A 25,200-nucleotide genomic window follows, 5' to 3' on the forward strand; every position below is an offset into this window, starting at 1 on the left:
TTTATTTTTTTTAATTAATAGAAGTAAATCTAGTTATCTACAACCTTATTTTTGCCTTTATGATAATTATTAAATTACTTATTTATAACCTATTATCAAGATTGCTAGATAGCTTTGAATTATTACTTATACAAAAGTACATTTAAAAAACCTGTACTACACTTAACCTAGTTTAAGTAATTTCCATTTGATAGATTATTAAAAATCATCCCTTGAATTTAATTGAAAATACCCAGAAACTTAGGTTTAAATAAAAACCATGCATAAGAAAATTGTTAGAGCTTTTTAAAACTTTTAGTATTTTAGCAGCATCGTCTAATTTTAAAAATTAAAGTCTTTTTTAAAATGGACAAAACAGCTAAAAAAACACACACATGCAAAACACAAGTAAGCAAATCTTAAGAGTCGGGATAGTCGGCTATGGAAATTTAGGAAAAGGAGTGCAAATGGCAATAAGTCAAAATCCAGATATGGAGCTAGTTGGGATTTTTACCCGACGAAAGCCACAAGATTTAGACACCAAGGCCAAGGTTATTAGCTTAGATGATATTGCACTGTATAAAGGCAAAATAGATGTAATGATACTTTGTGGAGGATCGGCAAAAGATTTACCTAGTCAAGTTACCAATATCAACAAGATGTTTCATACAGTGGATAGTTTTGATACCCACGCTAAAATACCAGAATATTTTGACATGGTAGATCAATCCGCAAAGCAAAATGGTACTTTGAGTCTTATTTCAACTGGCTGGGATCCTGGATTGTTTTCTATGGCTAGATTAATAGGTCAGAGTATCTTACCACAAGGTCATGATTATACTTTTTGGGGTGAAGGCTTAAGCCAAGGACATTCTGATGCGATAAGACGCGTAGAAGGTGTAAAAGATGCTGTGCAATATACCATTCCTAAACAAGAAGCTATTGACTTAGTTAGATCAGGTGAAAACCCACAACTTTCCACGGCAGATAAACATCACAGAGTATGTTATGTGGTAGCGCAAAACGATGCAAACACGAGCTTAATTGAAAAAACGATCGTTGAAATGCCTCATTATTTTAGTGATTACCAAACCACAGTACATTTTATTGATCAAGAGGAATTAAATAAAAACCATAGTAAGATGCCTCACGGTGGTATTGTCTTTAGATCAGGACAAACCGCTAGTGGTAATAAACACCGTATTGAATTTAGTTTAGCCTTAGAGAGTAATCCAGAGTTCACCGCAAGTGTTTTAGTTGCCTTTGCAAGAGCCGTTGGAAAACTTGCCAAACAAGGTCAAACTGGTGCCTTAAGTGTATTTGATATTCCACTAGGCTACCTATCTAGTCAAACACCACAGGAATTACGCAAAAGTATTTTGTAGTACTGCTTGTTTGTAAATAAAGCCTTTATTAAAAAATATAAAAACCTCATAATTCACTTATTATGAGGTTTTTATATTTTTTAAAGCAAAGTGTAAAGTTATATACCACAAAGCCATGCCTACTTTTTAGGATTTATAAAAACTTTCTGAAGCTATTTTTACTTTTAAACGCCACACCCTGCCCCCTTTTTAGTTTATAGAGCCTTTATCTGATTAGTAAAAAAACGGCAAACATTATATTTAAAGAACAACAAATATGGATTGAAGCTTTTAGTTAATCCTATTTTTACCATTTTAATATATTTTTAACACATTAACCCCTGTTAATTAAAACAAAAGGCCAAATTAACAAAGGTAATCACCAAGGATTAGATCGATAAATTTCGTTTTTTAAAATACTGAAAATCAATACTATAAATAAAAGTGCTTATCTTGCTCCATTAAAGGTTGATAAATGAAGGTTTATTTATCTTTTTAGCGCGCAAAAAAGTTCAGTAAAATAAAGCTGTTCAAACTAAATTACTTCTTTATCTAGGTTGAAAAAACCAGATGTCCTTATTGACTATAAAAGAGATTGTAGTCAATTCATTATCACACTCATTTTTTGAGTTCTATGGGCTAATTATATGCTGCCTTTTTCAATTAAATAACCAGATGACCGGTAAAGGGTTTATCTAAAGGATTTTAATTTTAATTATTTTAAAAGAATTTAACTGTGGAGAGTAAAAATACAAATCACAAAAAAATATTGGGTTTAACGGTAAACCCTCCGGTATTTATACCAACAATTTTAATACTAGTAACCAGTATTCTACTGGCCTTGATATACAATCAACAAGCTCAAGTCCTACTGGATAATTTACAAGATTTAGTCTCGCAAAAAGCAGGATGGGTATATACCATATCGGTTAATTTTTTCATTGTCTTTTGTTTGTATATTTCATTAAGTAAATATGGAAATATACGCATCGGAGGTGAATCAGCCGAACCAGAATTTAAGGGAATTGCATGGTTTGCCATGCTTTTTAGTGCTGGGATAGGTAACGGATTAGTACTCTTTAGTATTGCCGATCCGGTTAGAGACTTTGTTACCCCTCCTCGTTTAGCCATTGGCAGTGACCCTAGTTTAATTGGACAAGAGGCCATCAATTTTGCGTTCTTACACCATGGTATACACGGTTGGGCAATTTACTCGGTAATAGGCTTATCCTTGGCCTACTTTACCTACAACCGCAAAATGCCCCTTACCATTCGATCTGCTTTTTTTCCAATTCTAGGCAATAAAATTTACGGCTGGAGAGGTCATGTTATTGACATTGTGGCTGTGGTGGCTACTTTGTTTGGTCTAGCAACTACATTGGGGTTTGGAACCGGACAAATAAACGCGGGATTAAATCATGTATTTGGCATACCACAAAGCTTACTGTTACAGTATTTAATTATTTTCGGTATTACAGGTATTGCCACCATTTCAGTTGTCTCAGGAGTAGATAAAGGAGTTAAGTTCCTTAGTGAATTAAACATAGGAGCTGCCCTGGTGCTATTTTTACTTATTCTAATTTTAGGCCCTACTGCTTATATATTAAATGGATATTTTCAGAATATTGGAAGTTATCTGACTAATTTTATTGATTTATCAACCTGGTCAGGGAATCTCACCAATAGCACCTGGCATAATAATGTGACTTTAATGTACTGGGGATGGTGGGCATCTTGGTCACCTTTTGTAGGAACATTTATTGCTAGGATTTCAAGAGGAAGGACCATCAAAGAATTTATTTTAACGGTTTTAATACTTCCCGCAGCGGTAACTTTTTTATGGTTCTCAGCCTTTAGTGGCACAACCATTCAAGGCTTACTTGCCGGTGATCTAGCTCTTGTTCACGCGGTGGATGACAACATATCTACAGCATTATTTGTGTTTTTTGAGAAATTTCCATTCTCTATGGTTTTAAAAATTCTAGGTATGGTATTAATATGTAGCTTTATTATAACCTCGGCAGACTCGGGGGCCTTAGTAGTTGATGGAATTACCTCGGGTGGAAGTGCTAAAACAAAAGCTTTCCAAAGAATACTTTGGGCTTCTTTATCGGGAATAATAGCTGCTACGCTTTTAACCGGAGGTGGTCTAGATACCCTACAAGCTGCGGTTACTATCTCGGGATTACCTTTTGCTATTTTACTGGTTGTTATGGCCATTTCTCTTTTAATAGGTATAAGAGAGGACTATAAAACACAAATTAAAAAAACTAAAATCAAACAAGATAAGACCAATCAACAACTACTAAAGAATTTACTTGAACAACAGACCAATAAAAATCCAGATCATGAATAAAATTGCCATTACCTTAGATTTATCGCAAATCGATGCTAGTTTAATAAAATATGCTTTTGATTACCAAAAGGTTAATTCGGTTTGTGAAATACACTTTATTCATAATTTAATTCCTTCGGACCTACAACATATATGGGAAGATTATATGGAAGAGTTGGACATCGAAGCCTTACTGATAAACAAAATAAAGCAGAGCATCGAACCATACTTTAAAGATTCCAAAAAAGTTTATATTCACCTAACCCAAGAAGAACAAAGTGAAGCGGCAATTCAACAGGTTTGTTTATCCAATAACATATCTATCGTATTTTGTGGATGGAAAACTCTGGAGAATGGCTCTGGTGCCATGGCCCAAAAATTATTGCGTATTTTTAAAGCAACGTACTTTTTTGTCCCAATTAACTTTAAATACAATAACTCAAATATATTAATCGCCTCGGACTTATCGTGGCCCTTAAAGGGGCTTGTTACAACTCTTAAAGACACGAATATTATTTCGGTAAATTCCACTACAACCCTAATTAGAGCCTTTAATATTCCAGCTTTATTCTTTCCTATGGTTAAAGATGATAAATTAGAACAAAAAACAGCTAAACATTTAAATAAACTATTTTCCGATTTGGTAAAAAAGAACCCTGTTTTAGAGAAAATTGACTTTCAACCAATCTTTCAAGACAGCAAAAAGATTGTAGAGATACTACAAAATCAGTGCAAAATAAAAAAAGCAGATATGCTTTGTTTAGCCGCAAAGGGAGACAGTAAATTACGTTCGATACTAATTGGAAGTCTGACCAATAAGATACTAAACGCTCAGCCTTTTACCAGTCTGGTGATTGTACAAAAAACACTATAAACTATATTATTAAATACAGAAAAAGCCGTGAATATTAATAATTAATTCTCACGGCTTTTACTTTATTTTATCTAAGTATTATGCAATACTTGTTTGTATATTAATCTGAGAACTTAATATTTTATGTACCGGACATTTACCAGCAACACTCTCTAATCGTAATAACTGTTTGTCTAATAAATCTTTGTTTTCAAAACTAAGAGTTCGTATAAAAGTCACCAAAGAGGTCTCAGGATCCTTCTCCATGGTTATATCAATGGAAATTTGACCTAAATCCCACTGTTTCTGAGCGCTATACATGCGAAGTGTAATAGCGGTACAACTAGCCAATGAGCTAGCCAAAAGCTCGTAGGGTGTAAATCCTAAATCTTTACCTCCTAAACTCACCGGTTCATCGGCCAATATCTGTTTTTCTCCAGCTGTAATAGTTGTCTGGTAATTATCTTGTTTTAAATGTGCAATAACTCTAGCTTCCATAGTTGTTGTTTTTTAATCGGTTTTTATTTTAAAATTCTCCATCTCCTTAGGAAAAGGTACATAGGAATCACAATCAGTCTTAATTAACGGAAACTTACTGTAATCTTGATCAATCCAGGCTTGTTTTGCACGTTGCAACTCTAAGGGATCACTAGATAAAAAGTTCCACAGCAAATGCCTTGGCTGCTCAAATGGAGTCCCACCAAAAATATAAACCACAGAATCTGGAGCCATCTGAAATTCACAGAGTTTACTATCTTTAGCTATTAGAATATTTTTTTCAAAATAGGTATGCCCCTCACTAACCACAGAGCCCTTTAAAATATATAAAGCCGACTCACCATAAAGCCCGTCTCCAATGGAAATGGTAGCTTGCTTACTTGATTTAATTTCTAAGAAATATAAATCACTAAAAACAGGTACCGGAGATTCTTTTCCCAGGGCTTTACCTGCTATTAGTTTATAGGTTACTTGATCTTGAGTCCACTGCGGGAGTTCAGCCTTATCAATATGCACAAAAGAAGGTTCCATATTCTCTAACTCCTTTGGCAGGGCTACCCAGATTTGAAGCCCGTGAAGCATACCATCGGGATTTTTTTCACGAAAATTGTTACAAATTCGCTCCGAGTGCACCACTCCTTTACCAGCATTCATCCAATTTACATCCCCTGGGGTAATAACCTGATCACTACCAATACTATCTTTGTGATGAATCTGACCATCAAACAAATAAGTAAGAGTGGATAACCCGATGTGAGGATGAGGATCTACATCTAAATTATCATGATCTTTAAAACCAATTGGTCCCATATGATCGATAAAAGCAAATGGACCTACCATTCTTTTTTGTCGAAATGGAAGTAGCCTTCCAACAAGAAAATTTCCAATACTTGCCGCCCTCTCCTCTATAACTAATTCTACATTACTCATACCTTTAATTTATTAATTATATACCTTTTAAAGGTAAGAAAATATTAAACAAAATAAGTTAATCTAGGTTAATAAAACAGCCTTAAAAAACCCAGTATCAATACGAAATGCTTTGCACCACGCCCATTAAAGGTATTATATGTACTGTTTTTTGATCATATAAAAATAACATATCACTTGTTTTACCAATAAGTATTCCGCTTTGCCTTTGTCCTGGTGTAAACTGGACTCTTACCGGATTTTGCTTTAAGGTTTGTTTATAGGTAATCTTCCCATAAAACCCAGCAGCGAGTATCAAATAGACAACAAAGCATAAAACACTAAAAATACCTTTTATTTTTTTGTAAAACCAAAAGCGGTCTACATGCAATATACTTTTTGAATATTGCGTAGGAAAATTTTGCTGCCAAAAGTGATCTAAAACAAATAACCCATAAGTAAGTAAAAGGGTAATTAAGGTAAATAGCAGAATTCGAAAATCAGCAAAAGGGGCTATTAAAAAATCAAATACACTTGCGTATTCAAAAATATTAATCCCAAAAGCTTTATACTTATAATCGCTAAAAAGCATTCCAATACCAATTGCAAAAAGGTAAAAACCACTTATAAGAAATTGAAAATTCTTTACAATTTTAGCCGAAAAAAATTTAAAAAAATCAGAAGATTTCATAGCCAACACTTCTACTTATTATTAGTTATTCTTTTATCAAATATAAGCTTTTGGTGTGTATTTACTAACCACGATCTTTTTTATAATCAAATAAAAAACTAACAATTACCCTACCTATCTATAAAGGTATCAAGTATAAAGACTCAAATCTGTATTTTTACGTTAACTCTGGCCCATAGAATCTTTGTTTTATCTTTTATTGAATAAATCTTCTTTAACTATCTAAGCATACAAAAAAGGCAATCAACTTTTTAACAAGTTAATTGCCTTTAAAATTTATAAGAAAAACAAAAAAAATTACATATGCTTAAACCACTCTTTTAAACGAGAGAACTGCTCGGTAAAGAAATTCTCAGGTTCTTTATGTGGATCTATTTCATTAGGATCTGGTTTTTCCATTTTATCAATTGGTAAGATATGTTCATAGTAGGTACCTTTTAATAATCGTTTTAAAATTCCCTCACCCACAAAGCTCTTTCCATCATTTAATGCTTTAACAGCTTTTAATAATTGTCTGATATCGTATTGGAAAGGGGCAATATCGGGAACCTGTTTATTAGAGTTTGTCAACCCATATACTGCTAAACGAGCTGTTCGTACCGAACTCTCCATGGTAAATACCACATCGTTATTGGTCTCCACAAACTGCCCAACTAAACCTAAGTTAGAACAAGATTTTGGTACAATATCAGGTCTATCTCCCTTGGCTCTAGGCATAAACATGGAAGTAATATAAGGCATATAAGATGTTCTTACAATTGTATTTGCCGTTACATCATCTAATTGATCCTCGATTCCTAGGTGATAACATAATTCGGCTAAAATTTCATTACCTGTACACTCAGGCATTGCTTTTTGCACATAATTACCTTTTTTATCCATAAATAAAGCATAAACCCACAATACCAATACATCTTTTGGTTGGTCAGGGAAATGTGGTTGTCTATTACATGTAAAACTCATCAGCCAATTTGAATCGGTAATGGTAATAATACCTCCTGTTACGGTTTTCCCTGAAAAAGGATCATTGGTTGAGTGTTGCTTTAGTTTATCCACAAAAGCAGACTGACGACATGTTAAAGTAGCACTCATCCATCCACTTTTATCTATATCCGAGCAGAATTTCTCTGGATTACCAAATTCTTTACTCTTAGAGGCTAAGTTTTTCCATAATCTCCACCCTGGACTCTTACCACTAGTTGAGTTATCAATGGCTAAAACTGGTGCTTTTTGGTTATCTCCATAAAAAGTATCCTCGGTCATAGAACCTGTTGTGATAATCACATAATCCTCTGGTCTTACTTGAATAACCTGTTTCTCCCCTTTTTTTACAGTATGAATGGCACTTACCGACTTTTTACCTTCTATTTCGGTAAAGTCTAAATCTTCCACTAAAATTCCAAGCTCTAATTGAACACCTTTTTTACTTAAAAAACCACCTAGAGGCTTAACAAAAGTATCATGTTGGTTGTATTTAGGGAAAACTAAAGCAGAAAGATCATGTAAACCATCAATATCGTGTAAAAAACGGTGCATGTAGAGTTTAAATTCCAATAAACTATGCCAGTTTTGGAAAGCGAACATCGTTCTCCAAAAGATCCAAAAATTACTTGCTAGAAAAGTATCTGAAAAATACTGCTCGATTGTGACATTATCACATTCTTCTTTTTTCTTTAAAAGTACCTTTACAAGGGCATACTGGTCTTTTTTAGTTAAACCAAAATTATCAAAGTTTTTTACTATTCCTTTGTTATGGATCAAACGAGATACAGAATAATTCGGATCATTATCATTAATTAATCTATATTCATCTAAAACACTATAAGGCTCAGGAAGCTCCAAGGCTGGAATATCTTGGTACATATCCCATACGTTCTCATAGGTCATATCCATTTCACGTCCACCTCTAATTAAATAACCATCAGTTGGGTTACCTGATCCATCTAAAGACCCTCCTTCTACTTCTAATTGGTCTAAAAAAACAATATTACTAGGGGTGGCCCCTGTATCTCGAATAAAATAATAAGCAGCAGCAAGTCCTGCGATTCCCGAACCTACTATATAGATCTTACTATCTTTGATACATTTATTGGGGATTCCAATATTTCTTTGGTAATTTCCTAGTTCATCTGCCCAAGGCATGGTACGCTGGGTAGAGTTAACAGGAGCTGTTGTACTAGCATCTGGCTGGTGATCCACAGGTTTAATTGTATATGAATCACTAAGCACTTTTCTCAAATTTGGGTTTTCTTGGTTCATGTAATAGATTTTATTTTTTTACAATATCCTAAATTTAGCAAATTATTTAGCAATTAGCATATTTTTTAAATAATAATATTGAAAAAAAGTATTTTTTTAGCATATACAGTTCAACCAAATCAATCTAAAACCCTTGTAAATCCAAGAAAAACACCCAAAAAACAGTAAAAAAAATAAACCTTAATTTTATTAACATTTATTTTACAAACAAACCCTACCTTTACCTTTTTAACACCTAAAAGCATAAAAACAGCCTTTAAAGATGAAACCAAGAAAACCAAACCGCAATCTATTATCTATTGTCTTTAGTATAATTGCTGTACTAGGAATCTTATATATGCTATATACCCAAAATTTACTTTAAGTACCTTCAAAAGTAACTTACCAATAAATACTAAAAAAACACCCCAAAAAGTGTCTAACTTTTTGGGGCATGTCTATAACTTTAATCGGGGTACTACTAGTAAATTCTCCTATTATAATTATTTTTTTTGGCAACAGGGTATCCCCTACCTTTTTTAAATGATTTCTTGTATTTCAAAAGTTACCTTTTCGATGGGATAATCCTTCGAATCGGTCTTTACTTTACTTATCTTTTGCAAAACATCTAAACCTTCATACACCTCACCAAACACCGTATAATCACCATCTAAGCGCGGAGCACCTCCTTTGTGTAAGTAATCCATTGTTTGTTCGTCATTATAAGACCAGTTTCTATCTGACTTGGCGTTTAAAGCCGCCAAATCCTCTTGCGTAACTTTATCTCCTACTACAAAGTAAATCTGATTTAAAAACGAGCCTTTTTCTGGATTATCATCCCTACCGGCTCCAAGAGCTCCTACTTTATGATATGCTTGGGAATTAAATTCCGGGGCTAATCTCTTTTTCTTTTTTAAGGGAAGATCTTTCTCTCTTTGGGCTATATCAATATCATGCTCACCACCTTGAACAACAAAATTCTCCACCACCCTGTTAAACAAAGCATCGTTATACTCACCTTGTTCTATGGCTTGTAAAATAAGGGCTTGATGCTTAGGTGTAAAATCATATAACACCACTTTAAAATCACCATAATTTGTTTTAAATAGCAATTTATGACTCTGTGCCAAGGCACCACTTATACACAAAAAAGTAGCAAGGAATAATATTGTTTTTTTCATAGTAATTACATTTTGGAGTTAATAACAATAATTTAAAGATTCAATAAAGCATTTTATAAATGTAAGGAATCTTAAGTTTTAAAACTATAAAAAAAATTAATCACTAAGTAATAGATTTACCGATACACTAAAATTTATCTTTTTACCCTTTGCCTTAATTAGGTAGATTTAAAAAAACACACTGTAAAACATAACTACTTATTAATAATAGCTTTTTACTTTTTGTTTTTTTTAAATTTAGCTTTTAAAGTTTTCAAACTCAACAGTAGCCGAGAATTAAATTAAACTTAACCAAATAAAAAATCATTGCTTATATAAATGAAAATTCGTAACTTTTAACAAATAAAAATTTAATGTTATGACAAAAATGAAAGCTGCCCGTTGGCATGGAGCAAAAGATATTCGAGTAGAACAAATTGATATTCCTACCCCAGGTGATAACCAAGTAAAAGTGGCCGTTAAATTTGCGGGGATTTGTGGGTCAGACCTTCATGAATATAATCATGGTCCTCAATTAATCCCCTTTGATGCGCCATATCCCTTAAATGGTCATCAAGGAGTCACCACCCTTGGACATGAATTCTCAGGAATTGTAGAACAAATAGGAGCCAATGTGAAAGGCATTAAAAAAGGAGATCGAGTAGTTATCGAGCCAATCTACAAAAATCCTCAGAGTCCCTTTTATGCAACCGGACAATACAATCTTGGAGAACACCTTGGCTTTATTGGATTAACCGGAGATGGAGGTTTTGCAAACTATGTTGTTGTCGAGGATTATATGATCCATAAAATGCCAGAGAATATGACCTTCGAGCAAGGAGCAATGGTTGAACCAGCCGCCGTGGCAGTATATGCCGTTATGCAAAGTAACTTACAATTAGGACAAAGCGTACTGATCAGTGGAGCAGGTCCAATTGGTCTTTTATGCGCCCAAGCGGCTATAGCTGCAGGAGCAAGCCAAGTGATAGTAACCGATGTGGCACAAGCACGATTAGATAAAGCCAAACAAATCGGAGCCAGCCACGTTTTTAACGCAACCGACAAAGATCTAGACCAAAAAGTAAAAGCGTTAACCAATGGTCTAGGGGCTCATGTTTTCTTAGATTGCGCTGGTGTACAAAGCTCCTTTGATACGGGTTTACGTTTAATAAGAAATGGAGCAACGGCAGTCCTAGTAGCTTTATTTGGTAAGCCAGTACAACATAATGCCCTTGATCAAGTCTTACGTGAGATCACTATAAAGGGTGTGATAGCTTATCGAAATATTTTTGGTCAAACTATGGATTTAATAAGTAGTGGGAGAATGCCAGTTGAGAAGTTAATTACCAATAAAATTTCTTTAGACAATGTGGTTAAAGATGGTTTTGAAGTACTAGTATCTAATCCCTCACAGGTTAAAATCCTGATAGATATCAACAAATAGAACCTTGTTTAGCTTATCTTAAAGATATCTTTATACAGCTTAAAAAGATTGAAATTTTTTCGTTTCAATCTTTTTTTTTGCCTTTACCAAAAAAAATAGCCAAAATCTGGTAGGCTTTACTTTGAAAATAAAGCCTCAAACAAAAAGTGCCTGCTTGTTTGTTGTCATACAAATCACCAAATTTTAGAATTAATAAGTATATTTTGACTTCATTTTTTTAAAAAAAACAGAAAAAGAGAAAAGATTTATAGAAAAAAAAATATTTTTTTTCTGTGAAATTACCCACTTAAATACCGTTTTTTAGGTCAAAATCCCTATTATCTCTTGCCTGTAATTGACATTACCCCTGTTTTGATGGCCAATAACTGCGGCGAATATTTTTTTAAAAAAACAAAACAACAAACACCATATCAGCCACTTACAATCCAAACTAGCGATTACTCATTTTTTTTAAAAACGTCCTTTATAAAGTTAATAAAAAGTTTGATTATCTAAAAAATGATAAATATCATAAAATCTGTTTTTTCACAATTTTATCAAATTTACATCAACAAAACACTTTCTAATCAAATTTTAATTTGGATAATATTCAAAAATTTACATATTTTTGTATCAACACAAAACCAAAATATCGGTAGTTGTTAAACAAAGAAACAGTTTGTTTATTCACTTATTGATTTTTTTGATTGGGTGTAAAAATTGAAAAAGAAAAAGAAAATAAAAAAAAGTTAAGAAAATGAACAATCCACTGTTACAACCAATTAACCGTATCTCTTTGCAGGATTATGCTGCAATAACTTTAAAAATGACCAATGGATGTCCTTTAAGTGATATTCTAGAGGTATTGAATATTGATCCATTACAATATCAACAAGCCTCTGAATTATGGAATCAGCGAATGGTAAATGATAGTTCTTTACAACTATCTGCCATGTATGGCCAGATGTTTACAACTGCAACACATCATCCCATTTTATGTCAGTTGCAGCCAAATTTACATTTGTCTACCTTCTTACAATAAAACAAGCTGTAACACTTAAAAAATCAGGTTATTTGTAAGGTCTAGATTTACAACAAAATGGCCTAATAAGCAAACAACCAAAAACAACTTCACTTGGCTCTAGGCTATCCAAAAAGAGTAAGTGAGGTTGTTTTTATTTAAAATCAACAGTATTGTTTCTCACCCCATGACAATTAACTAATAGAAAAACAGAAAACTTAGCAATAATCTTTTTAATACTTGTTCTTTTTTTAGTACTTTGGGCATCTTAAATCACAAAAATAAAGACATCCCATTATGAAAAAAACATTATTAGCTTGCCTTTTGACAGTTTGTACCTTTAGCCTTTTTAGCTGTAAGCAACAAAATCCAACCCAAGATAATCTAGTTCAAGATGCTAGTGAAGTTCAGGATACAAAAACGCCAGAAGAATTGGAAAAGGAGCGTTTGGCAAGAGAAAAAGCAGATCAAGAAAAACAGCAGTTATCAAAGCCTTACAATGAGACTGAGAATGCACAAGAAAAGTTAGATCAATTAATTGATTTAGCTAAAGAAAATGGACAATATGTGTTTGTACAAGCTGGAGGAAATTGGTGTATTTGGTGTCTAAGATTTAACGATTTTGTACAAGATAATCCACAATTAAAAGCTATTGTAGATAAAAACTATCAATATTACCACCTTAATTACTCTCCTAAGAATAAAAACCAAGAGGTATTTGATAAATACGTACCTCAGGCCAAAGGTTTAGGGTATCCGTTCTTTTTTATCATTAATCCACAGAATTCCCAGGTAAAAGTTTTTACCTCTGGAGATTTAGAACAAGGTAAGAGTTACAGTTTAGAGAAAGTAACACAATTATTTGTAGAAAACGCCCCTAGTAAATAAGTTAGATCTATTTACAACAAACCTATATTATCAAATCCCTTGCCTTTAAAAAGCAAGGGATTTATAGTATTACCTAGTTGCTTAAAATTTATTATGTTTTTGTTTAGTTATTTTTATAACATCTAAATAAATAATATTAAATTTTACTATATTTACTTAAATACAAAACAGATTAAACAAAAAACATATATTATCCTTAAAAAAAAACACTATGACTAAAGACAACTCTAACAATCCTTATGAGCAGGGTCCAATTTACATACAGCAAGTTAAAAGCCAAACAAACGCTTTAGGCTTGGCTGGTTTTATCCTATCTATTTTATCGTTATTCACTGGATGGATACCGGTTCTTGGATGGGGAGTATGGTTTTTAGGCGCTTTATTCTCGGTAATTGGGGTCTTTAAAAAACCAAGAGGATTTGCAATCGCAGGTATTATTATTTCTTTTATAGGAATATTGTTTTTATTAATATTCTTTACTGCCTTACTTGCCTTGTAGAATTACAAGTTTTATAAAAACTGCTTTTTTAAAGTAATATAAAATACATTTAAAAAAGCATCGTTTTTATAAGTTTACTCTTAATGGCAATTTTTTAATTCTCATCAACCTCAAATCCTTTTTAAAGAGATGAAAGCTTACAGATTAAAAGTTCCGTTATTTCCGGCCATTTTACTACTTATCCCGGTTATCAATATACTATTTGTACAAGAGAAAACCCATAGCTTAAGTACTTTTTCTATTATTTTACTTTTTTCAAGTGGCTGTTTACTGCTTTTGTATATAAATAGTTTTTTTAAATCTCGCTGTGTGATAAACAACAATGAGCTACACATTTTTGAGGGCTTTTTTAACTACAATAAAACCATTGATATAGCAAATATTACAAGAATTGAAAAAATAAAAAGTAAAAAACTATTTAAATCTAAAGACTTCGCCCCTGTCAAAATTTACTTTAACAAATTTGATTCTGTTATTCTAACAATAACAAACCAAGAAGATTTTATTTCAATACTTAGACAATTAAACTCCAAAATCACCCTAACTAATTAGAGTTAATCATTAAAAAATACATTTTTTAATAGCCATACCTGCATTTTTAAATAGCTACTTTCTTATGGTAATAGGAAAAAAGATTTTAGAGTCACTCGGTTGATTATTTAAATCCATTAAAACATCAAAGTCCGCAATATTTAAATCATCCAAAACACTTATATAAGCAAGCTCGATAGCTTGCTTTTTCTTATCCGAAAGCTCGGTATTATAGCCCTGAAAGTAATATTCTTTTTCCTGGGTGTTTACATCCAAATTTACAGTTAGCAAAAAAGATAAATCATTTTTTAGATCAAGGGTGGAATAAAGCATTTTTGAAATGTTCTGTATTTGTTTGACAGCTTTAACAAACTGTGGTTGTTTATCATAAGCTAAGAAACAAGAGGAGTTTTTAATCACATTTCCTAACGAATCCACACAAGTGATCGTTTCTTTAGAATTTATCTTTACGCTTTTTTGTTGTAATCCGCTATTTAAAAACAAGGTAGTTTTTTCTGTGTTTTTTTGTCTTTTAGACTTGTTGAAGTAATATAACTTGTTTAACGATTTACTAAGCTGCGAGTCATCTTGATTACTAAGTTTTATATAAGAGGTTAAATTCACTGTGTAACCATCACTTGTATTAATACCTTGATAGGTTCTTTTCTCACTATACACACTGTCTTTATTAGTTGGTAAGAGTCCAAAATAATAAACATCTACAATTGTATCTTTTTTTAAGCTCTCTAACTTTTTAGCCTCATGTTCTTCCTTATAGTTTTTCATGATTTGCGACACAGTTATAGGTTGTTCTTTTTTTTGAGCATAGCTAATATTAACCAACATAAAGCAACCCGCTAAAACACTAGTAATTCTTTTCATATCTGTAGTTTATAAGTATAATACCGTTACATTTTTTTAATATCGTAGACTTAATTAATAGATTTTTCCTTGGCTTATTTTTAAACCCATCTAGAAAAGAAATCACAAGTAAACTAAGTTACGTTTTTATTTATGCGGTCTTAAAAAAAAACGTGTTATAAATATTTCATTAAATTAATCCGCAAAGCATTAATATAGTAGTAAATTACATAATAATAACAAATATGTGAAAAAGAATATTTTCAAAACTAAACTTCATCTAAGAGTAATCTTCTTATCTCCGTGTCCACTATACTAGGGAGCTGCCACTTTTCAATAAAAGCTAAAACCATTTTCTTTCCTCTTTGCTCTATGGATTGCTTATCCCAGGTAGAATAATTAAGTAATTCCAATTCCATTTTTGTAAGCCTTGCCTTATTTTGCTGAGCCTTAATAATCCTTTTTTGTAAATTTTCAAAACTCTGTACTGGCATTCTTTGGTAAGATAAATACATGTTTCCAATACTATAGCAATATCTATCACGATTAACCTTTTGCATGGTGTTTATATCCCTAAAACTACCTCTTATTTCATGCTGATCATCCTGCGGGTAGATTAAGCAAACCTTTGGCTCACCTTGACCAATATACCCCCCGAGTAGTTGTTCGATTTCCTTTAAAAAATATTCCAAACCAGCCCATGATTTAAATCGGCTTGCCTTGTGAATGTGTCCAATTACATCTCGCCATCGAAAGTGCTCTACTCGCCTTTGGGCAATGGTGTCTAATAAATACTCATTACTATGTGCCCTTGCTCTTTTATAATAATAATTGATATCACGAAAAGTATCCTCTTGGTTTAAATTTGAATTATTGCCCTGTAATAAAAAGCACATAATATTATGCCTTTCAATATAAAACAATAATTCTTGAATCTTAGCTAGGTTCTTGGCTTTTTCCCCGGACTCCAAAGTGGAGGATTTACTTGGTAGATCTCGCATAAAAATGGCTAATATAAGACCTAACATGTACTTACCGTATCCCCTTGGAAAGCTACCTATACGATATAAACTATACTGAATCTCACTTGTATAATAGTAATCAAAATCTTTATCGGTATCTACCAAATAAGGATTGTTGATAAAAAACCATAACATAACAGACTTTTTCATGGAGTCCAACCAAAGATTCAGTTCTTGATACCCCGCATAATTCACATGGTTATCTGCTTTTAACTCATCGAGTTTAAAATCAATTGTAAATAGGTGTTTTTGATAAGATTTAAAATCTGCAGACACCATATTGGCCCTTGAGAAATACAATAGCCAAAATGCTTTTAGAAAACCATCGTCATCCAAGGGTTCCTGTGGATGTCTTCCTAGCCACTTATAGACCTGTAACCAACTTTGATTTATGCGTTTTCTACTTTTATCAATTATTCCAGAAGCGGCCAATTGTTTGGATGTAATATAAAGCACTCTGTTTTTTAATCGCTCTAAACTAGAGAGCTGTTTCCCTCTAAAATTTAACGTCTCAAAAACCATGGAAACATCTAAATTCTTGGTTTTCCCCTGATGTAAATTTAAAATAGAAAACAAAAGAGATTTTGTAATTTTATCAATCCAAAACTCAAGGTCCTTCTGGGTAAAGTCAGCTACCTTTTGATAAAAATACGACTTGGCAAAACTTAAATTATGGGTATAAAGCGTTTCGGTTTCTTCTAAATCATAACTTGAGTCACTATAGATTTCACGAATTAAATAATTATGAGACGGTACATCTACGTGATAGCCAAAACGGTAAAGACTATTGCCATTAAACTGAATTTTCAAATAAGCTTCAATAAGAGAATCTTTAAAATCTGAGTCTTGCAAAGCAAAAATAAGCTGAGAAAGTAAAATTAAAATACTGGTTAAACGCTGTTGACCATCCACTATATTATATCCCGAAAAAACTTTATTGTTTACCAGTAAATTACCCGAGCCAACAATAAAACCTTCTTTTTTTATACTTTGAAGATCAAAAGAATTAAAGTCTGTTAAAGTTAAAATACCTGTAAAATGATAATCCCCTCTTAAATGATGGGTATTTTCTAAATCAATCCACAATTCCTCTAGTTCTTTTTTACTCCAAGAGTAACCACGTTGGTAATCTGGAATTCTAAAGATACGACTGGCAAATACCTGTTCAAATGAGATTATATTCATAGTTATATAGCTACTATTGATTTCTATGGCAACCATAAAAGGTTGGCGGGTATACAAACCATGCAAAATTAGTCAATTCTACCCAATGACTTGGGTAAAGTACCTTAAGCTACCTAGAATTTCTTTTTTTTTAGTCAAATCATTTCCGAGTTACTTATACTTTAGAGTAACTTGGATACAAAATTGCACTTTAAAAAAGTAGTATCTGTTATATCTACCAAAATAAACAACCCTAAAAACACTTGTCTAAATGTAAAGGGCTTACTTAATTACTCTTTTAAAAAAATAAAAATCCCAGTTTGCTCGCAAACTGGGATTCTCTATTTTTTTAAGTCCGGCTCCCCTATGGTAACTCTTGTAGGTTAACTTGTGGTTTTTCCAAAGGATAGTTTACTTCAAAATCTTGTCCTATGGGCGTATAATTATCGAAAAAACCTCCATTTTTTAAATAGAACTTTCCGTTTTCCACGCCACCTTGATAATCCATTCGAAATCCAATTCTAGCGGTGTTATCCGCAGAGAACTTCGCCTTTGTAACTGGAATCCACTGCCCGGTGGTATCTCTTACCCACTGATTTGTAAAATAAACCTCTCTGGATTTATCACCCTGTAAAGGAATAAAATTCTCTAAAAAGCTATGGAATCGTTTCAAGTAAGAATTAGTTTTTGGTCTAGAAAAACTAGCTATTAATTGCCACTGTGCTAACTCGGGAGCAAAAAACCAGGCTGTATATTGGGTATAGGAGTCTTGTAAGGGTTCCGCCTTTAATAAAAACTTATAGGTAAGGCCAGCCTTCCAATTATAAACTAAATAACTTTGTCCCCCAGATCCTTCATTTCCAAATTCACCTGTTTGTACATTTGGTCCTTTTCTTTGCAATAAAATCCTATCTTGGGCTGGAATCTCACCTGGATTATCGGTAACATACGGACTCCAAACTGAAAATAGTACGCGTCTTTGATCTTGTGAATTAACCTGTATACCGAAATATCCTACGTCAAAACCATTTGCCATGTAATAAGATCCAATAACATCTTGCCCTTTATCAACTGTAATTTCATTATAATAATATTCAATATCATTTGGTGTATCTACCTGGTAATTAAGATGTACAGAAGGTCCTCTTTGTCCCCAATAAAACATATTACCTTGATTGTCTTTCACCCAGTTATAACCATCTTCAAGTTTATCCGAGCCCACATAGTAGGCCACAACCTGGGCATAAGGACTTTTTTGAGAATCCAGAGCGGTTAAAGTAATCTCACAATACCCCGGTTTTTCAATGTTGAATTTACCAACAAACTGTTTTTTGGTAACTCCTTTATCTAGAGTAATAATCTTTTTTTGGTCTAATATCTGTATTTCATAACGTCCTTGTTCCATGTTTTTAGCAACACTTATCCAAAGGCTTATTTCTTGGGGTACACTTAATCTAAAATAGGTTTTAAAACTAACTTGTTTTTGTGTCCAATTCATGGTCCCTGAATCGTTATCCAAAGCTTGCATGTCTATACCAGGTGGAATAGCCCATGTATTACCACCAATTGGCAATAATGCTTCTTTGTCTGTAGAGCTGGCTTGCTGAGCAAAACCAAAATAAAAAAAACATAGAAAACTAATCCACAAATACAGTGTTCTCATATTAGGTAAAATTATCATAATTAACAGCCTGCTAAAATAAAACTATAATTACTATTTCACTTAAAAAACACAATTTAATTTAAAATTAAAACTTGACTAACCCAATCCATATCATCTTTTAAAATAACATCTGGTTTTATTCCTACTCCCTCATAGGGTAAAAACATCTTCCAATTATCCTTTAAATCGGTAAAACTCAACTTAAAATTAAGTGAAGGGCTGAAAATATAACTTCCATAATTCCTACCATAGGTAATAGTTCCCTTGGTGAAATTTCCGGCAATAGTAATTTGTCTATGCCTTTGAAGCCTTAAAACAAACTGCTCGGCATTACTTACAGTATTGAAATTTACTAACACAATTATTTTCCCGGAATACTTCCGCAAAAACTTCTCATATTTTCTTGAGTTCTTTTGACCTCCCCCAGTATTGTTTCTAAGATCAACTATAAGTACTGGATTTATTTTGGACTGTTTGAGTTGATTATAAAATTCTTTACTTTTTTTTAAGGTATTTGGATTCACAGCAAAACTACCTAGCTTTAAATAAGAAACAGAACTATCTATATCTACTAAGTCATAGACTTTGGCAGATCTTGTTTTATTGGCATAATTTTTTTTATCGCCTTTATCCACCTTAGTCCATTTACTTGCTTGAAATTCACCATCTTTAAATAAATCTAAACCACTAAAAAAAATTGATTTATCTTTTAAATCCTTAGTTACTAAGCGAAAACGATTATTACCCTTATCCAATAAATAAAATATAATCTCTGCTTTTTGCCAATTATCTAGCTTAGAATCTAATACCACAGCTTGATAAATCAAAGGAGATTCTTGAAATACCCCTACTGTAATTTTATGATCATAGTGATATATTCCCATGTAGTTATCAAAAGCAACATCCCTTAAAACACGGTTTAAACTATCTAAATTCAAATCACTTACGCTAAATGATTTACTCACGGAATCTGGGGTTGTCTTACTTAAAGGTTTTGGGACAATATGACCTATTAAATCATTATGGTAATCGGTAATATGATCAACTAATTCATATAAATATAAATAAGCACGAAGTTGTGATATGGATTCATGTGTAAATGTGTTTTTCAACTCCTGGTAGTATTGATCCGTTAAAGCTTGTTTGTTTTTTTGGGTCAAATACGAACTGCTTTGTTGTAAATTTTGATAGACAAAATCCAAGTCACTCAGCAAGGTAGCACTGGATATTTGGCAAAGACAGACCTGAAAAGATAGCAGACAAAAAACCAGTAACTTTTTTCTCATAAAACAACACTTGCTTAACTTAATTACAACTGCTACTAAAGTTATAAAATATTAATCAATAAGCTGTTAAATAAAATTTAATTCCTAAAACTATCTATTTAATAAAAGGTTTTTTATCATAGGGTAAATGACGTAAATCCCTAAAAAATAATTTTTATTGCTATTTTTTTTTTCTGCGCTCTTTAAAGTAGCCCAAAGACACAATCATCGATAAAATAAGAAGAGAAGCAGATATAATACCGTAAAAATCTCGGTACTGCAAAAAGCCCTTTTCCTGAAAAATTTCAACAAGTCCATAGCCATTTAAAAAAAACCAAATACATGCTATTACAAGCAAAGTAATTCTAAATCTTCTCATGCACAACGTTATTTATAGCACATCCTGTTTTAGTAAAATTATAATTTTTGATAACTCTCTAGAGTTAAGTCTTGTAAAAACTTAATCAATTCTTGGGGATTTTCACTAGTTAATAGATGAAACTTCCCTAAATTAATATGGACAATTACCTTGTTATCAGAATTTTTTTTCGCCCGACATTTTAAGGTCTGTCCCCCAATAATCACACCATGCTTTGCTTGATCAGAATCTGATATTGCCTTAGATATGCAATTAGCTAAATTTTTAGCGTCATTTTGATCTAGCTCTAAAGTTTTTGAATTAGAACAAATCACTACTTGCTTAGATTCTGATTCAAAATTAATTAATGGATGGTTTGCCATATTTTTTTTATGATTTTAGTATATAAAGAATCCTTTTAAAAACGCAATATTTGGTTTTTTTAAGATTCCTGCCAAGATACAAAAAAGGAGCTACTAAAAGAGTAACTCCTTAAACTAATCGCAATTTTATATCCACTTGGGGTATCAAAACAACGAGAATCAATTACCTTATAATAAAACCCATTTAAAAAACGGGACAATTACTAAAACCATTACGTTCCATAAAAGGATACTGTTTTTATTTTGAGCTCCAAAAACAGTAAAAACAAATTTCTTACCACCGATAAACCCAAGAAAACAGCATTTTTTATTTAATAAACTATTTCCCTATGCTTTCTCTGTTGTATTTCACACACTGTTTGATAGCTACTTTTTTGTCTTGATAGGTTTATTTTCTCTATTTTAAAAACAATTGCATCATCTAGAAAAAAAAGCCCCTTAGATGAATAAAATTCAACAGGGGCTTATTTATATTATTTCACAATGGCTTACTTAAAAATAAATCCACAGCACCAAAAACATAGGATACACCAAGTAAACTCTTATCTATAAAAGGGTTAAACAACACGACTAATTGTTTGCTTGTTGTTTTTTTTAAAACCGCTATCTCTGTTTTGTTTATTTGGTACTTGTTTTTTTTTATTTATTTTTAACTAAGAGCATTAAACTTTCCTGTCTTTTTAGTATTAGTATAAGATTAATCCAAAATGTTACACAAAAAGCGAAATATTTATTTAGAAACTAATATTTCGTTAAATTTACTTATTTAAATAACTTCCAATCTCAACCTCAGGGTATAACTCATCGTAACACAAGGTTTTATTATCGAGTTTTTTATAGATAAATCCGCGAGATAATTCTTGGGTACTATTACAACCAGCTGCGGCTAATAAATCTAAGAAATCCGATAGAATTCGCTGGTGGTAATTGGTAACTCGTTGGTGCTTTTGTTCTATTACCAGACCATTAACTAGTCTTGGGTTATTAGTTGCCACTCCAGTTGGACACTCATTTGTATGGCACTTTAGAGCTTGAATACACCCTATGGCAAGCATCATTCCTCGAGCTGAATTAGTTAAATCTGCTCCTATACAAAGCGCTTTAAAAATATCAAAAGCTGTAAAAATACGAGTAGCTGTAATAACGGTAATATCTTTTTTCAAATCATACCCTCTTAATGTGTCTACCACAAAAACCAATGCTTGTTCCCAAGGCATCCCAACATGATCGGTAAAATCCAGTGGAGCCGCACCGGTACCACCTTCCGCGCCGTCCACAATAATAAAGTCCGGCTTGATTCCAGTTGTTAACATAGCCTGGCAGATTTGATCAAATTCCACTTTACTCCCTATTGCTAATTTAAAGCCAACTGGTTTTCCGTTTGATAATTCGCGAAGCTCTGCGATGAATTGCATCATTTCAATAGGATTGGAGAAAGCCGAGTGACTAGGTGGGGAAAATATGGTTGTATGGGGTACAACACCACGAATTGCAGCAATCTCTTGATTGTTCTTTGAAGCTGGTAATATTCCTCCGTGTCCTGGTTTAGCGCCTTGTGATAATTTCACACTAATCATCTTCACATTTTCGATATTTGCACTTTTAGCAAAGTTTTCTCTAGAAAATTTACCATCAGTGGTTCGACAACCAAAATAACCTGTACCCACTTGATAAACTAAATCTCCTCCTAGTAAATGATAAGGTGAAATACCGCCCTCCCCTGTGTCATGCATGAATTTACCATTTTTAGCTCCGATGTTTAAAGCCGAAATTGCATTTTTAGATAAAGATCCAAAACTCATGGCCGAGATATTAAACAAACTTGCCTGATAGGGAGCCTTACATTGTGAATTACCTACAACAACTCTTGGAAAATCAGATAACCGTTTACCGGCATAAATACTATGACGCATCCAAGTGTAATTATCTTGGTAAACATCTAATTCGGTACCAAAAGGGTGATTTTCATTCTCTAGTTTAGCCCTAGCGTACACATAGGTTCGAACATTTCTACTTATTGGCTTACCTTTGGTGTTACCTTCTATAAAATATTGGTGCAATTCCGGAGAGATACTCTCAAGTAAAAACCGCATATGACCAATAATGGGAAAGTTTCTTAAAATAGTTCGTTTGGTCTGAAATATATCGTAAAGACCAACACCTAGAAGTCCCAATACAATAGCAGCAATACCAATGCTAGTTTTGACAAAAGTCAAAAATATCAAAACTACAACAACAAAGAAAAATACAGTAAAACGAATAGCAATTCTCATATCTAAAAAATTAATATCCTAAATTTAATTAATTTTAATCGACAATCCTATAAATTATTGGTAAAAAAAATAAACAATATAAAATTTTACGCAAAAATCACGTTATGCCCTTTGTGATGTTTTTTTTAATCCACACCAACAAAAACACGCGTTAATATAAAGGCAAAGGACCTATCAAACTGTATTATGATAGATCCTTTTTCTTGTCTTTAATACCTGTACCGCTATTAAAAACAAACCAATTTGAAAATTACTAATTATTATATCTCTATTTTTTACCAAGGGTTTTTTACCCAAGGACTTTGTGAATCATTCAATAGGCTTTCAACCAATTTTAAAGTATGACTCAAATTAGCATCACTTCCACCCCACATAGCTCTACCAAGGATATAACTATATGCAAAATCTTTCCAATTACTAAATTTTGAATTAGCCTTATCACTTACCTGGGTTATATACTGCCAAGCCTGTTGTTGGGTTAAATAATTCGCATCAAGGCATAAACGAGCGATAAAGATAACTCGACCTACATCCCAAGCCTCTACACCTAATTTTTGGATTTCCTGTACATTAGAAACAACATGTAACTTTTCAAGCTCTTTGAAGGTTGCTAAGAGGTTTTCCCACAAAGAAAAAGATTTATTTAATCCGGTTTGATCCTGATGATATGCCTTGCGCAACAAATGCTCACCTTCATCTTGATCTCCTAATAAAAAAGCCTTGTACACGGTATCAAAATAATAAGAAGAACCTGTGTTTGCAATGGTATCTAAAGTCTGTAAAGCTTCATCAGTATCGTGAATCCCCCACCACTCTACCAACAATGTAGTCACTTTATTACTGGTCAGGCCGGTTTGTAGAGAATTCAAATTAGCTCCTTGCTCTAAAGCATTAATTGACCCTTTTAATAGGGCTTGGTATTTATCTTGTGGCAAACTCACATCTTTATCCATATCTAAATAAATTAAGGTTTTACATTTGAATATCTATAAAAAAACACCTTTGAATTACAAGGTATTGCTTTACTAAAAAAAGCATTTATCAAAAAACATTTACTACATAGGGATAAAAACAAATTACAAGAACTAATTCCTTGATGACCTGTAGCGGCTATTTTTGAACTAAATGATATTCTAAATGTACGCCATTAGTATAATAAAACCTAAAATTAATTATGTTTTTTTATTTTAAAATACTAAAAATACAATATTAGAGCATTTATTTAACATAGAAAAAAACTAAATCACTATACAGGACAAGGCTTTGGTTAACTTAGAAATAAAAAAAGCTACTAGGATTCACTAGTAGCTTAAAACAATAAAATTATTTGTATACTATCAAACAAGTACTTCTTCCGCGCTTTTTCTAAAAACAAAATTTCCATAAATATGTCTTTTTGCAAAGCGAGTTGGCGAATCGGCATTTACCATCTTGATGTAGGTATTTCTAGGTACGCCTAAATATTCAAAACTAACACCATTGAAATGGGTAATCTTTAATGTTTGCTTTTCATAAAAAAAGTCATGAATGGCAAAACCGGTAATTATTTGCTCGTATTCTAGGTTGTTTTTCTGGTGCGTTTCCGGATGAATACTCACCAAAAAATGATACGCTTCAATAACAGTTTTACTGGTCTGCTCAGCTTGAGTTAAGCCAATGGGATCATTGGCAAACTTATCGGGATGGGATGCCTTCATAGCATTTCTATAAATATTCTTTAATTCTTGCAATGTAGCAGTTTTATCCACACCTAGAACTTTTCTAAACTCAATTACTCTTTTCATGTATTTTGACCTTTATTTCGGGGTGCAAAAGTATAAAA

The 25,200-nt window shown here is 32.6% G+C and carries 22 protein-coding genes; 8 read left to right on the plus strand and 14 right to left on the minus strand.

Annotated features, from left to right (window positions below):
• The first annotated feature begins 374 nt into the window (after window positions 1-374).
• The 3 genes from ACYSNV_RS07800 (at window position 375) to ACYSNV_RS07810 (ending at window position 4,552) form a co-directional block, all read left to right on the plus strand.
• A complete protein-coding gene (locus ACYSNV_RS07800) occupies window positions 375-1,364 on the plus strand; it encodes a diaminopimelate dehydrogenase (RefSeq protein ID WP_461762003.1) in 990 nt (329 codons plus the stop codon).
• Window positions 1,365-2,079: 715 nt separating this feature from the next.
• Window positions 2,080-3,699 (plus strand): BCCT family transporter, encoded by a 1,620-nt coding sequence (locus tag ACYSNV_RS07805; RefSeq protein WP_461762004.1) that lies wholly within the window; start codon window positions 2,080-2,082, stop codon window positions 3,697-3,699.
• Window positions 3,692-4,552: an adenine nucleotide alpha hydrolase family protein gene (locus tag ACYSNV_RS07810; RefSeq protein WP_461762005.1), complete on the plus strand. Its 861-nt coding sequence runs from the start codon at window positions 3,692-3,694 to the stop codon at window positions 4,550-4,552. The genes ACYSNV_RS07805 and ACYSNV_RS07810 overlap by 8 nt, the downstream gene beginning before the upstream one ends.
• 78 nt (window positions 4,553-4,630) lie before the next feature.
• Here the strand turns inward: ACYSNV_RS07810 and ACYSNV_RS07815 are convergent, their stop codons facing one another.
• The 5 genes from ACYSNV_RS07815 to ACYSNV_RS07835 form a co-directional block, all read right to left on the minus strand.
• Entirely contained in the window at window positions 4,631-5,029 is a 399-nt protein-coding gene (locus tag ACYSNV_RS07815; protein ID WP_461762006.1) for an OsmC family protein, read from the minus strand.
• Window positions 5,030-5,041: 12 nt separating this feature from the next.
• Window positions 5,042-5,959 carry a pirin family protein gene (locus ACYSNV_RS07820; protein WP_461762007.1) on the minus strand — a complete coding sequence of 306 codons (918 nt, stop codon included), beginning with the start codon at window positions 5,957-5,959 and terminating at the stop codon, window positions 5,042-5,044.
• Window positions 5,960-6,056: 97 nt separating this feature from the next.
• Window positions 6,057-6,629 (minus strand): hypothetical protein, encoded by a 573-nt coding sequence (locus ACYSNV_RS07825; protein WP_461762008.1) that lies wholly within the window; start codon window positions 6,627-6,629, stop codon window positions 6,057-6,059.
• A 297-nt stretch (window positions 6,630-6,926) separates the two neighbouring features.
• Window positions 6,927-8,888, minus strand: a complete 1,962-nt coding sequence (locus ACYSNV_RS07830; RefSeq protein ID WP_461762009.1) for an oleate hydratase — start codon at window positions 8,886-8,888, stop codon at window positions 6,927-6,929.
• 518 nt (window positions 8,889-9,406) lie between these two features.
• Entirely contained in the window at window positions 9,407-10,048 is a 642-nt protein-coding gene (locus ACYSNV_RS07835) for a peptidylprolyl isomerase (RefSeq protein ID WP_461762010.1), read from the minus strand.
• Between the two features lie 358 nt (window positions 10,049-10,406).
• Here ACYSNV_RS07835 and ACYSNV_RS07840 point away from each other — a divergent pair, with 358 nt between their 5' ends.
• From ACYSNV_RS07840 to ACYSNV_RS07860, 5 genes are all read left to right on the plus strand, one after another.
• The gene (locus ACYSNV_RS07840) at window positions 10,407-11,471 is read left to right on the plus strand and encodes a 2,3-butanediol dehydrogenase (protein ID WP_461762011.1); all 1,065 of its coding nucleotides are present in this window, start codon (window positions 10,407-10,409) and stop codon (window positions 11,469-11,471) included.
• Window positions 11,472-12,207: 736 nt separating this feature from the next.
• A complete protein-coding gene (locus ACYSNV_RS07845; RefSeq protein ID WP_461762012.1) occupies window positions 12,208-12,492 on the plus strand; it encodes a hypothetical protein in 285 nt (94 codons plus the stop codon).
• 276 nt (window positions 12,493-12,768) lie between these two features.
• Window positions 12,769-13,359 carry a thioredoxin family protein gene (locus ACYSNV_RS07850; protein ID WP_461762013.1) on the plus strand — a complete coding sequence of 197 codons (591 nt, stop codon included), beginning with the start codon at window positions 12,769-12,771 and terminating at the stop codon, window positions 13,357-13,359.
• 211 nt (window positions 13,360-13,570) lie between these two features.
• On the plus strand, window positions 13,571-13,858 hold the full coding sequence (locus ACYSNV_RS07855) for a hypothetical protein (RefSeq protein WP_461762014.1): 288 nt from the start codon (window positions 13,571-13,573) through the stop codon (window positions 13,856-13,858).
• Between the two features lie 129 nt (window positions 13,859-13,987).
• Window positions 13,988-14,410: a PH domain-containing protein gene (locus ACYSNV_RS07860; RefSeq protein WP_461762015.1), complete on the plus strand. Its 423-nt coding sequence runs from the start codon at window positions 13,988-13,990 to the stop codon at window positions 14,408-14,410.
• 54 nt (window positions 14,411-14,464) lie between these two features.
• Here the strand turns inward: ACYSNV_RS07860 and ACYSNV_RS07865 are convergent, their stop codons facing one another.
• The 9 genes from ACYSNV_RS07865 to ACYSNV_RS07905 form a co-directional block, all read right to left on the minus strand.
• Window positions 14,465-15,271: a hypothetical protein gene (locus tag ACYSNV_RS07865; protein WP_461762016.1), complete on the minus strand. Its 807-nt coding sequence runs from the start codon at window positions 15,269-15,271 to the stop codon at window positions 14,465-14,467.
• A 248-nt stretch (window positions 15,272-15,519) separates the two neighbouring features.
• The gene (locus ACYSNV_RS07870) at window positions 15,520-17,457 is read right to left on the minus strand and encodes a DUF262 domain-containing protein (RefSeq protein WP_461762017.1); all 1,938 of its coding nucleotides are present in this window, start codon (window positions 17,455-17,457) and stop codon (window positions 15,520-15,522) included.
• 343 nt (window positions 17,458-17,800) lie between these two features.
• Window positions 17,801-19,099, minus strand: a complete 1,299-nt coding sequence (locus ACYSNV_RS07875; protein WP_461762018.1) for a DUF3472 domain-containing protein — start codon at window positions 19,097-19,099, stop codon at window positions 17,801-17,803.
• A gap of 74 nt (window positions 19,100-19,173) precedes the next feature.
• On the minus strand, window positions 19,174-20,385 hold the full coding sequence (locus tag ACYSNV_RS07880) for a S41 family peptidase (protein WP_461762019.1): 1,212 nt from the start codon (window positions 20,383-20,385) through the stop codon (window positions 19,174-19,176).
• A 160-nt stretch (window positions 20,386-20,545) separates the two neighbouring features.
• Window positions 20,546-20,743, minus strand: a complete 198-nt coding sequence (locus tag ACYSNV_RS07885; RefSeq protein WP_461762020.1) for a hypothetical protein — start codon at window positions 20,741-20,743, stop codon at window positions 20,546-20,548.
• A 38-nt stretch (window positions 20,744-20,781) separates the two neighbouring features.
• Window positions 20,782-21,105, minus strand: a complete 324-nt coding sequence (locus ACYSNV_RS07890; RefSeq protein WP_461762021.1) for a hypothetical protein — start codon at window positions 21,103-21,105, stop codon at window positions 20,782-20,784.
• 758 nt (window positions 21,106-21,863) lie between these two features.
• The gene (locus tag ACYSNV_RS07895) at window positions 21,864-23,378 is read right to left on the minus strand and encodes an FMN-binding glutamate synthase family protein (RefSeq protein ID WP_461762022.1); all 1,515 of its coding nucleotides are present in this window, start codon (window positions 23,376-23,378) and stop codon (window positions 21,864-21,866) included.
• 275 nt (window positions 23,379-23,653) lie between these two features.
• Window positions 23,654-24,331, minus strand: a complete 678-nt coding sequence (locus tag ACYSNV_RS07900) for a DUF1266 domain-containing protein (protein ID WP_461762023.1) — start codon at window positions 24,329-24,331, stop codon at window positions 23,654-23,656.
• A gap of 384 nt (window positions 24,332-24,715) precedes the next feature.
• On the minus strand, window positions 24,716-25,162 hold the full coding sequence (locus ACYSNV_RS07905; RefSeq protein WP_461762024.1) for a KTSC domain-containing protein: 447 nt from the start codon (window positions 25,160-25,162) through the stop codon (window positions 24,716-24,718).
• Between the last annotated feature and the right edge of the window lie 38 nt (window positions 25,163-25,200).

It is taken from the genome of Myroides sp. LJL119 (genome assembly GCF_054871605.1).